This is a genomic window from Vibrio sp. Vb0304 (assembly GCF_033338995.1).
In the GTDB taxonomy this organism is placed as follows: Bacteria; Pseudomonadota; Gammaproteobacteria; order Enterobacterales; family Vibrionaceae; genus Vibrio; species Vibrio alginolyticus.
Genome location: NZ_JAWOTT010000005.1, coordinates 1 through 12,982 on the forward strand (window position 1 = coordinate 1; position 12,982 = coordinate 12,982).

The window sequence follows — 12,982 nt, forward strand, 5'->3', positions numbered from 1 at the left end:
TGCAGACCAAACCTTGGCGGAAGATTTCACGCCATACAGCATCAATCTGAATACCGCTTTCAGCGATGTGGATAACGCCGATGGTGAGTTAACGTTTAGCGTCTCAGGTAACAGTAATGTCAATGTCTCAATAGAAAATGGCATCGCGACCATTAGCCCAACGGCAGACTGGAACGGCTCAGAAGCGTTAACCTTTACGGCTACTGATCCAAGCGGTGAAAGCGTCAGCCAAACGGTAAACTTTATGGTTGCGCCTGTGGCAGATATTGAATCTGACCGCGCGACGGTTGTGGAAGACACGCCGACCATCATTAACGTCCTAGGTAACGACACGTTTGAAGGCGACGACAAAGTGGTGTCGCTCGATAGCAATAACGGTCCAGCCAACGGCACGGTCTCGGGCAACCCGGACGGCAGCGTCACTTACACGCCAAACGACAACTTCCACGGTACAGACAGCTTCACGTACATCGTTACCTCCGGTGGGGTATCGGAATTCACCACGGTGAACGTCGATGTGACGCCAGTGAATGACGCGCCAGTGGCAAAAGATGATACCGCTGTCACTGACGAAGACACGCCAGTGACGATTGATGTTCTGCCAAACGACACCGATGTGGATGGCGATAAGCTGTCTATCCAATCGGCGTCTGTGCCGAGTGAGCAAGGGACAGTCGAGATTGTTGACGGCAAACTGGTCTTCACGCCGGCTGAGAACTTCCATGGTGACGCTGAAATCACTTACACCATCACCGATGGTGCACTGACTGACCAAGCGACGGTCAACGTCACCGTGAATGCGGTGAACGACACGCCTGTGGTTGAGAGCAACATCGCAGACCAAACCTTGGCAGAAGACTTTACGCTATACAGCATCGATCTAAATTCCGCATTCAGTGATGTGGATAACGCCGATGGTGAGTTAACGTTTAGTGTCTCTGGCAACAGCAACATTCAAGTGGCGATCGTCAATGGCATTGCTACGTTCACTCCAACGGCAGACTGGAACGGCTCAGAAGCGCTGACGTTTACGGCTACCGATCCAAGCGGCGAGAGCGTTAGCCAAACGGTGAACTTCACAGTAGCGCCAGTGGCGGATATCGTGGCAGATAAAGCGACGGTTGTGGAAGATACGCCAACCATCATTAAGGTCTTAGATAACGACACGTTCGAAGGCGACGACAAAGTGGTGTCGCTGGATACCAATAACGGTCCAGCTAACGGCACGGTCTCGGTCAACTCGGACGGCAGCGTCACTTACACGCCAAACGACAACTACCACGGGGCAGACAGCTTTACCTACATCGTCACCTCCGGTGGGGTATCGGAGTCCACCACGGTGAACGTCGATGTGACGCCAGTGAATGATGCGCCAGTGGCAAAAGATGATACCGCTGTTACTGATGAAGACACGCCAGTGACGATTGATGTCCTGCCAAACGACACCGATATTGATGGCGATAAGCTGTCGATTGACTCGGCATCTGTGCCGAGTGAGCAAGGGACAGTCGAGATTGTTGACGGCAAACTGGTGTTCACACCGGCTGAGAACTTCAATGGTGACGCCGAAATCACTTACACCGTGACCGATGGTTCACTGACTGACCAAGCGACGGTCAACGTCACCGTGAATGCGGTGAACGACACGCCTGTGTTTGAAAGCAGCATTACAGACCAAACCTTGGCGGAGGACTTTACGCCATACAGCATCGATCTGAATACGGCCTTCAGTGATGTGGATAACGTTGATAGTGAGTTAACGTTTAGCGTCTCAGGCAACAGTAATGTCAATGTCTCAATAGAAAATGGCATCGCGACCATTAGCCCAACGGCAGACTGGAACGGCTCAGAAGCGTTAACCTTTACGGCTACTGATCCAAGCGGTGAAAGCGTCAGCCAAACGGTGAACTTCACAGTTGCGCCTGTGGCGGACATCGTGGCAGACAACGCGACGGTTGTGGAAGACACGCCGACCATCATTAACGTCCTAGGTAACGACACGTTTGAAGGCAGCGACAAAGTGGTGTCGCTGGATACCAATAACGGTCCAGCCAACGGCACGGTCTCGGTCAACCCGGACGGCAGCGTCACTTACACGCCAAACGACAACTACCACGGTACAGACAGCTTCACGTACATCGTCACGTCGGGTGGGGTATCGGAGTCCACCACGGTGAACGTCGATGTCACGCCAGTCAACGATGCGCCAGTGGCAAAAGATGATACCGCTGTTACTGATGAAGACACGCCAGTGACGATTGATGTCCTGCCAAACGACACCGATATTGATGGTGATACGCTGTCTATCCAATCAGCGTCCGTACCTGAAACACAAGGTACAGTCGAAATTATTGATGGAAAACTGGTGTTCACACCGGCTGAGAACTTCCATGGTGACGCCGAAATTACTTACACCGTCACCGATGGTGCACTGACTGACCAAGCAACGGTCAACGTCACCGTGAATGCGGTGAACGACACGCCTGTGGTTGAAAGCAGCATTGCAGACCAAGCCTTGGCGGAAGACTTTACGCCATACAGCATCGATCTAAATACCGCTTTCAGCGATGTGGATAACGTGGATGGCGAGTTAACGTTTAGCGTCTCTGGCAACAGCAACGTGTTGGTGTCGATTGAAAATGGCATCGCGACCATTAGCCCAACGGCAGACTGGAACGGCTCTGAAGCGTTGACCTTTACGGCGACCGATCCAAGCGGCGAAAGCGTTAGCCAAACGGTGAACTTCATAGTATCGCCTGTGGCGGACATCGTGGCAGACAACGCGACGGTTGTGGAAGACACGCCGACCATCATCAAGGTCTTAGGTAACGACACGTTTGAAGGCGACGACAAAGTGGTGTCGCTGGATACCAATAACGCCCCAGCCAACGGCACGGTCTCGGTCAACCCGGATGGCAGCGTCACTTACACGCCAAACGACAACTTCCACGGTACAGATAGCTTCACCTACATCGTCACCTCCGGTGGGGTATCGGAGTCCACCACGGTGAACGTCGATGTGACGCCAGTCAATGACGCGCCAGTGGCAAACGATGACGCGGCCACAACACAAGAAGATACCGCTGTCACGATTGATGTCCTGCCAAACGACACCGATATTGATGGTGATACGCTGTCTATCCAATCGGCGTCCGTACCTGAAACACAAGGTACAGTCGAAATTATTGATGGAAAACTGGTGTTCACACCGGCTGAGAACTTCCATGGTGACGCCGAAATCACTTACACCGTCACCGATGGTGTACTGACTGACCAAGCAACGGTCAACGTCACCGTGAATGCGGTGAACGACACGCCTGTGGTTGAAAGCAGCATCGCAGACCAAACCTTGGCGGAAGACTTTACGCCATACAGCATCGATCTGAATACGGCCTTCAGTGATGTGGATAACGTGGATGGCGAGTTAACGTTTAGCGTCTCTGGCAATAACAACATCCAAATTTCTATTGTGAATGGCGTTGCCACCATCACTCCGACTGCGGATTGGAATGGCAAAGAGACAATTACGTTCACAGCTAAAGACCCAAGCGGCGAGAGCGTCAGTCAAACGGTGAACTTCACAGTAGCGCCTGTGGCAGACATCGTGGCAGACAACGCGACGGTTGTGGAAGATACGCCAACCATCATTAAGGTCTTAGATAACGACACGTTCGAAGGCGACGACAAAGTGGTGTCGCTGGATACCAATAACGGACCAGCTAACGGCACGGTCTCGGTCAACCCGGATGGCAGTGTAACCTACACGCCAAACGACAACTACCACGGGACAGACAGCTTTACCTACATCGTTACCTCCGGTGGGGTATCGGAATTCACCACGGTGAACGTCGATGTGACGCCAGTCAATGACAAGCCTGACAGTGAGGACTTTACGCATGTGACTGACAAGCCTGTGACGCAAGTTGTATTTGATACTGATACGAAACCTTTAGGTGATGGCGACTCTCAAGATCATATCGCGGATGTTGAAGACGACTTAAAAGGCAACGATCTACATGTCCGAATTACTGAACTGCCAACCTCAGGTACGTTGTTCTTTAAAGATAGTGATGGTGAGTTGCACGAAATTAAAGAAGTAAGCGATACGCTTTATGACAAAGACAGCCTTTACTATGAAGCTGATAATGTTGGCTTCTTATTAGGTATCAAAGATCGTCCAAATACGCCTAATGGCTCGGAATCTACAACAGATTTCAATAACTGGGGATTAAGTGAGGATGGTGGTTCATCACATTCCCGTACTGAGCATTTAGCAAATGGAGCTTCTATCACCATTTCTTCTGATAGCGGTGAGCTTGCGCAGTACAACCGCCAGGTGTCACACATCGGCAATGGTATCGCTGACAATGATGGGCAGGGTATTGAGAAAGGTGAATCGATTACGATCGATTTGTCTAATAATCCTGTGGGCAGCGTAAACCTTGGCTTAGATGGATTAGGTGGATTGTTTGATTACGGTGATGACAACGCAGCACTTATTACGGTTACATACTTAGATTCAAATAATGTCCAACAGACTCAAACGTTCGAGTTTTTGAAGCCTGAAGGCAACTTCATGCTATTCCAAGAAACAAGCGTTGGTTATGGGAAAGATCTAGCTCTTCCTGAAGGTTCGGTCATTACTCAGTTAGATTTTTCTACGAAAAATGAAGGTAACTGGGAGTTACGTTATGTAGAAGGTGTTCCTGCCGAAGACAGCTTTGGATATGTGGCAGTCGACTCTGAAAATGGCGTTAGCGATCCATCTACAGTCAATATCGTTAACGAAATGTTAGATGGTAATGTTGCGGAAAACGGGCCAAGTCTGTCTGTGGTCGGTGATAGTGTGACCGAGGGTGACAATATCACGTTCTCGGTTGTTTTAGATGAAGTCACCAGCACTGCTGTTAAGTACCAAGTTGATATGCTTGCTCAAGGTTCTTCAGTTGATAAGAATGACATAAATCTATCGAATGCAACCTACACAAATGGTGTTGTTTTCTTAGGTGGTTACTTGATTGTTCCAGCAGGTATAAGTAGCTTCGAAATATCGATTCCGACTATTGATGACTTGGTTGTGGAAAGCAGCGAAACGGTCGTTCTTGAGCTCGGAGGTGAAACGGGGACGGCAACAGTTCTTGATAATGATAGTACAGAACTTAGCGTAATAGATGCTGGCGATGTAATTGAAGGAACTGACGCAATATTTACCGTTTTACTCTCTAACCCTGTTCAAGAGACTGTTGTCGTCAATCTGAAGTCAACAACAAATGATAGCTATACTGCGGAAGATGTTGATCTAGGCACTATGGTAGTGACCTATGTGGATACTCATGGTCAAACTCAAACATTAGATATAGCGCCTAATGGAGACGTTACTATACCTCCAGGTGTCGCTGAAATTAAAGTCGCAGTCCCGACCAAACTAGATAATGTCCATGAAGGTGATGAGAGCTTTGGTCTGACGGTTACGGAAATCGGTAGTGTCACCAGTAATGGTATTGCAACTGGTAACGCAAATATTGTGGATTCTGATCCTGCACCTTTAGTTAGTATTAGTGCCGATCAAAATAGCGTAAATGAAGGTGAAACGGCAGGCTTTACGCTGACACTTGATAAAGTTGCAGATGAGAGTGTTACGGTTCATGTCGAATATAGTGGCGTGGCCCAAGATGGAAAAGATTTTGTTGGCGTTCTGAGTGTTGAAGTTCCTGCGGGTCAATCTTCAGCTGCTCTTGACTTACTGACGGTCACCGATGGTATTTATGAGGGCGCAGAATCTTTCACAGTAACCATTAAAGAGGTTGATGGCGCTGATGCGAGCATTGCTTCAAATAACAGCGCAAGTGTTGTGATCGTTGATGCCCAAAGTGCGCCGAAAGTGACTATTAGCTCAGATCAATCCTCAGTTGATGAAGGTAGTGATGCAAAATTTATCGTCAACATTGACCAAAAAGCAGATGAAGATGTACTGGTAACATTTACAATCGGAGGGAATGTTGATGACAAAGATTATATTGCTCCAAGTACGTACACAGTCACGATTCCAGCGGGTAAAACGTCGGCGCCGATTGATATAAAAACTCTCGATGATGGTATTTACGAAGATCTTGAAAACCTAACCGTGACTCTAATTGATACGGTTGGTGCAGATTCGACGCTTGCAAGTGACTCGAATGAAGCAACAGTCTCTATTATAGATGCTCAGCACGCTCCAGAGTTTATTTCTGGCGGCGATAGTGCTGGTGACAAACCAAATGATGATGTTTACGACTTCGGGTCAGTTAACGAAAACACGGTGAGTGGGGCCGTTATCGGCACGGTCGTTGCTGAAGATCACGATAATGACGTGCTTGTATACCGCTTTGCAGATGGCTCGAGCACTAATGGTATTTTTGATATCGACCCGACAAGCGGAGAGATTTCATTGAACAAGACAATCGATGATGTTGACTTGGGCGATTATACGCTTCAGGTTGAGGTTATCGATGGAACTGGCGGGATTGATACTGCCGAGGTAAATGTATCTCTGGTAAATGTGAATGATGCTCCTGAATCTTCGCCTTCAGTGGTTGAGATGAATGAAGATTCTCAAGTGATGCTTGATTGGTCATCATTCGGTATTAGCGATGTGGACTCTGATGTATCAGATCTCTCCGTCCAAATTACAACGCTTCCTGGCGATGGATCGTTAGAGTACAGAGATTCGCAAGGCGATTGGCAGTCTGTCCAAATCGATCAAGTGCTTGATAAGCCGCTCTTTGATGAAAACAGTGTTCGTTTTGTACCTGAATTAAATGAGTCTGGCAGTGACAGCTTCGGCGGAAATCAAGTCGGAGACCAGGAGTCTAGTTACGCTCAAATTGGCTTTAAACCAACAGATGGACAGAGTACCGGTCAAGAGTCAACACTGACAATAGACGTAAACCCTATCGCTGATAAACCGAACTTAATCGCAGTGACGCCATTAAACTCATTGCCTCAACAAGAGTTTAACGTTACGACATGGAGTAATGTTCAAGTTGGTTCTAGTGATGGTATGGGGGTCAATGGAGAGACTCTAATCTCAGCGATCAACGCTCTTAATGAAGCCGATGGTACTCGATTGAGTTGGGCAAATGTGGAAGATTTAGGGACTCATGCAACCTTGGCAAATGAGGCCGTTCTAGTCACATCTCTTGTTTATCTCGAAGCTGGCTCGAGTTACGACTTTGTTGGGCAAGCAGATGATAGCCTTGCTATCAAGTTGGGTGGTACGTTACTTGATCAAGCTCGTTGGGGGAGCGACAGTGGTGATATTAAGGGTGCTAGCTTTACCCCTTCGGTATCTGGCTTTTATCCAATTGAAATCTATCACCATAACCAAAGTGGTCCGGGTAACTTTAATGTGGATGTATCCATTAATGGACAAGCGCCTGTCAATCTGAGCAATAGTAGTCTTTACGTAGTTAGTGATGAAAGTGCACTAGAAGCAACTGATATCAGAACGTCTGAACTACAAGAAGTTAATGGTGTTGCGTTTTACGAAACATACCAGCTGAACGAAGGGTTACAAGATACAGCGATACCGCTCTCTGAAATTAAAGCAAGCTTAAATGATACAGATGGCTCTGAATCACTTAAAGTCACGCTAACTGGCTTACCTGTAGGTGCGATCCTTTCAGATGGAAATAGTTCTATTACTGTCGCAACTATTGATGAAGAACTGGACGTGACAAGTTGGGCATTAGATGCACTTACTGTGACTCCACCTGCGGGCTCCCATGATGACTTCACTATCAATTTGACTGCAACGAGTACAGAAAGCTCGAATGGTGATTCAGCAGAATCTAACTTGGCGATCAATGTTGTAGTACATGAGAACTTACCGACGGAAACGGAAAGTGATTTGGGCGAAACCATAGAAGACAATACTCTACAAGGGAATGTATTGCTTAATGACTCTGACGGCGACAATATTCTGATGGTAGATCATCTTACTATCGATGGTGCTGATTACGAGGTAGGCGAAAGTGTTTCTTTGACTAGTGGTACGTTACTAGTAAACCGAGATGGTAGTTACATATTTGAACCTGCTGAGCATTGGTCAGGTGACGTTCCATTAATTAGCTATACCACAAATACTGGCGTAACAAATACACTTGATATCAATGTTGTTGCTATCGCAGATGCACCTACGATCACGATCAATGTTGGCGACTTAGTTAAACGAGATGCTATTGATCCAAACCATCACTTAGCTACATCGGCAATAAATAATACCAATACCGAAAATGAGGCTGTCGCAGCCAACCTTGGGTTGGATAATGCAGTACCTAAAATTAATACACACGCTGGTGTTGTGTTGGGAGTCAATACTGACTTAAGTGACACCGACAGCTTGTTTGTTGGGACAGATTTCAACGATGTATTCTATGGTGGCGGTGGCGATGACGTATTTGTTGGCGGTGGTAACAATGATACGTTTTATGGTGATGACGCGACCAGTCTTACTCTGCATGATGGTAAAGATACAGTCTACTTAACAGGGAACTTTGATGACTACAAAATGACCTTCAAAGACGATCATGGAGGTAAAGTTCCATATTGGATTTTATTAGATAGTCGTTCTATCGATTCGGTAAACGATCATACAGGTAGTGATGACCGAGGTGATCATTTATATGAAATTGAACGCGTTGTTTTTGCAGACAAAATTGTTGATTTGAAACCTGATGGCACTTATGAAGTGCTTCAAGATCGCTGGATTTCGGTCGATGTGGATGTTGATCTAGTTGATGTCGATGGAAGTGAGGATTTAGCGCAGACTGCTCTTGTACAAGATCTACCAGACGGTGTTGACGTGTATGTTGATGGGGTCGCAATTAAGCAAGATTCAAATGGAGATTACCCTGTCACTCTTGGTACAGATGGTAAGCTTTCCCTGGATATCAGAGTGCCATTCGATTATGAAGGCAGCTTAGAGTTCCCGCTAAGCGTTACTGCTACGTCTGTTGAAGGATCAAATAATGACGCAGCTTCAACAACTGAATCCGTTGAGCTTACAGCTCGTGACTATGTGTTGGAGTCGGGATCGCATGGGAATGATCAGATAACGGGTAGTGACGATCACGATATTATTGTTGGTGATGTTCAAGGATTGGAGATCATTGCAGGTCAGGACTACAACATCGCATTTGTTCTGGACACTTCAGGGAGCATGGGTAACTGGGTAGGAACTGCGAAGCAAGAAGTGCTAGATGTGTTTGATGAGCTGTTAAGTGCGGTAAATCAAGGAGAGAAGCCAGGGACAGTGAATATTCACCTTAGTGAATTTGCTTCAAGTGCATCAGCGGTGATTTCTGTTGACTTGAGTTCTCTTACAGCAAGAAAAGAGTTTGTAGAAGAGTTGAATCGTGTAATTGATGATGAGGGTTCTGGCGGCACAAACTATGAGGCGGGCTTACAGTCGGCCGTTGAATGGTTCAGCAGTCAACCTAACCCTAATGGCCAAAATATCACGTACTTTGTTACGGATGGTCAACCAAATAGAGCAACATACCTCTATGGTGTAGCACCGAGTGAATTCTCGAAAGTGATTTTGGACGTCGATAATTCTGGCAAGCTTGTTACCCTGCAAGATATTGCGAGTAAAAACAATTACTCATACGGACAAACCGTTACCTACAAAGGTGATGTCGTTATAGATAGTTACGGTAAGGTTTATTCACCGCTAACAGGAAGAATCCTTGGCGATATCGACAGATATTATGGCTCTATCCGTTATTACGATGAAGGGAATAGCTCGACACAAGCTCAACACATGTATCAAGTACTAGCGGCATTGTCCTCTATAGAAGCGATAGGTCTTGGGAGTGGCGTTGATGAACATACACTCAAGCAGTATGACACTGATGGTGTGGTAGAGTCAGATATTGATGTTACTAAGCTTGCTGAAACGATATTGGGTCAAGATGTACCTCTCAAACAAGGTTCAGACACTATTCAAGGAGGTGAAGGTAACGATATCTTGTTAGGTGACTTAATTGAGTTTGGTGGTAATGAACAAGGCTTAAGTGCGATTCAATCACATGTGGCGCAGCAAACGGGTCAGGATGTGTCTACCGTTGACGGCGAAGATATACATGAGTACGTTAGAAATAACTTGGAAGAATTCAACCAAAGTCACCAAGGAGATAAATCGGATAATTTATATGGCGGCGCTGGTGATGACTTACTATTTGGTCACGGTGGCAACGACATACTCGTTGGCGGTGAAGGGGATGATATTCTGATTGGTGGTTTAGGTAGTGATACTTTAACAGGGTCAGAAGGGGCGGACATCTTTAAGTGGAGTGAAGTCACTAACGATGTTGATACTGTCACTGACTTCAATAAAAATGAAGACGCTCTAGACTTCTCAGATCTGTTTGACGACTTATCTAAAGATGAAATTGGAGAGCTTCTTAATGATCTTCAATCAGGTGATCATACTGGTGATGTCGGAGAGTATCATGTAGAAGTGGCACCAGACGGGGGATCTGAGGCAAACCTGAGTATTACAAAAGGGAGCTCGACATTGGACATCCATTTTGACGGTGCAAGTGTTGATGATGTGACTCAAAGCTTAATTGCGAGTTTAGAAGCTCAGTACAAAGACATGTAGTAGCGCTAAACTGTAGTCAAATTTAAAATCAAAAAAGGTCTAGCAATTTGCTAGACCTTTTATTTTTACGGTCTGTTTATTGTTGTGCTAGCTTTTTGGAAGTGTTGTGAAAACGGTCCATTCTTTCTTCACTTCACCCTTGTGGCCAATCACTGTTGCGGTTACTCGACGGTTCAATGCGTGACTAACTTGGTCTGTACCTTGTGTCGCAAGTACTGTGTCTCCATAGCCGACAATGGTAACTCTATCTCCACTAATGCCGTTCTTCATGAGCTCTTTTCTAACGTTTTCAGCGCGGCGCTTAGATAAGTCAAGATTATGTTCTGCAGTACCAGTGCGACTAGCATAACCTTGAATCTCTATAGACGTGTTCGGGTACTCTTTCAAAAAGTCGGATAGTTCAAGAATTTGTTGCGTAAAGATAGGGTTGATCACATCGGAATCGTTCGCAAATAGTACTCGAATTTGCATTTCTTGTGAGGAGTCAACGTACGAACCACAACCGTCGTTGTCTATTTCGGCACCCAAAGGTGTACCCGGGCACAAATCTCGCTCGTTAATGACTCCGTCAGAGTCATCATCTATATGATCAGCCCACTGATCGGCAATTGGGGTATCTATGTAATCATATTCATCACCACGATCTGATGAACTGCATGCGGAGAGCATTAATGAGAGTGTAATAAAAGCTATGTGTTTCATAATTAATACTCCACTTCTTCTAGCCATTCTTTAGGCATTTCAACCCTTAATGCACTCAACAGTTGCCCAGTTGCGTTCATCACTCGATATTTGGCGTACTGCTCTGCGTATTTAGAATCTAAGTAGTCTTTACGCGCCTCAAAGAGCTCGTTTTCAGTGTTCAATAGATCAAGCAGTGTTCGTTTACCGATGCGATATTGCTTCTCGTAAGCAATTACGGTTTCAGACGCAGAGTCTACATGATCTGATAGAAACTCTTTTTGTTGTAATGTTAAATCAAGCGCACTCCAAGAAAGCCTTAACCCTTCTTCAACATTGCGATAGGCACCTTCACGCAAGTCTTTTGCTTTATTTAGCTGGTAGGCAAAGTTTTCTGAGTTCGCTGCATCACTGCCACCATTGAATAGGTTGTAGCGTAGACGCAGCATGGCAAGTGTCTCATCACTTCGACCTTTTAAACCATCAGCGTCGTCACGCCATGTTTGCGAAGCTTCAATTGAAATGGTTGGGTAATTAACACCTTTAGACTGTTTGTATTGAAACTTAGCCGAGTCTACGTCTGCGAGCGCCACTTGAATAACGGGATGAAGTTCAAATGCCAAGCCTACCGCTTCATCAACCGTGTACGGGATAAAGTTTTGGTCCGCTCTCGGAAAGATTAACCCTTGTGGTGTTTGACCGACTAAACGAGTGAACATCGTGTGAGAGTCATACAGGTTATTTTGAGCAGCAGCTAAGTTTCCGTGTGCTTTTGCCAAACGTGCTTCTACCTGCGTCAAGTCAGCAGTAGAGCCGATACCCGAGTTGACTCGTTTTTTAATGTCATCGTAAATATCTTTATGAACAGCAAGGTTGTTTTCTGAAAGCTTTAGGACTTCATACGCTTTAACAGCGTCCAAGTACACTTTAGTCACTTCAAGTGCCTTATCTGAAGCATCTGCTAAGAGTTGAAATCTAACAGATTCAGCATCAGCTGCGGTTCGATCAATATCATTTAACGTAGCGCTACCATCCCATATTAGTTGGGTCAGTGTCACTGAAGCTTCCTTTCGAGTGTAATCCGTGTCTCCTCGACCAACTTCATCTGACGGGTCTAATCCTTCATATCCAATTCCAGCATCTAGATCAACAGAGGGGAGGTAAGCACCTGATGAAGCTTCATTTATGTACTTCTGGCTCATAAACTCGTTAAATGCACTTTTAATATCGGGGTTATTTTGTAGCGTCTGTGCAACCGCTTGCTCTAGAGTTTGACCGAAAACTGGTGAAGACACTATTAAGCAACAGCAGGCTATATGTACTCGATTCCATCTCACGTTAGTTCTCCTAAAATCATGTCGCTCTTATTCTGTTTCATATTTGAGACGAGAAGTTACAAACAATGAATTTTCTTAGTGCGTATTATCAACTTGTTGATGTTTAAATGTTTAATTCAATAAAAAACAACAATCTTACTCTCTAAACTCTAGCATACGAGGCAAAGCTTGCTTGGTAAGTGGTCGATTTTTTCGTAGAAAACCTTTTTATCTTAAGAGCATAGCGGAAACTGGTTTAAATGAAGGCAAATTCTTCGGTTATTTTCCTTATTACTCTCAAAAAACTAAATCCTCTTGGAATAAAACGAAAAATTCATAT

General features: G+C 45.6%; 3 protein-coding genes. 1 reads left to right on the plus strand and 2 read right to left on the minus strand.

The window, feature by feature from the left end; translation table 11 throughout:
* The first annotated feature begins 13 nt into the window (after nucleotides 1-13).
* Nucleotides 14-10,645, plus strand: coding sequence for a tandem-95 repeat protein (locus tag R7P35_RS09255; protein ID WP_318092002.1), 10,632 nt, complete (start codon nucleotides 14-16; stop codon nucleotides 10,643-10,645).
* An 87-nt stretch (nucleotides 10,646-10,732) separates the two neighbouring features.
* Here the strand turns inward: R7P35_RS09255 and R7P35_RS09260 are convergent, their stop codons facing one another.
* Both R7P35_RS09260 and R7P35_RS09265 read right to left on the minus strand, forming a co-directional pair.
* Nucleotides 10,733-11,347: an OmpA family protein gene (locus R7P35_RS09260; RefSeq protein ID WP_005377363.1), complete on the minus strand. Its 615-nt coding sequence runs from the start codon at nucleotides 11,345-11,347 to the stop codon at nucleotides 10,733-10,735.
* Between the two features lie 2 nt (nucleotides 11,348-11,349).
* Nucleotides 11,350-12,663, minus strand: coding sequence for a TolC family outer membrane protein (locus R7P35_RS09265; protein WP_021707835.1), 1,314 nt, complete (start codon nucleotides 12,661-12,663; stop codon nucleotides 11,350-11,352).
* Nucleotides 12,664-12,982: the final 319 nt, after the last annotated feature.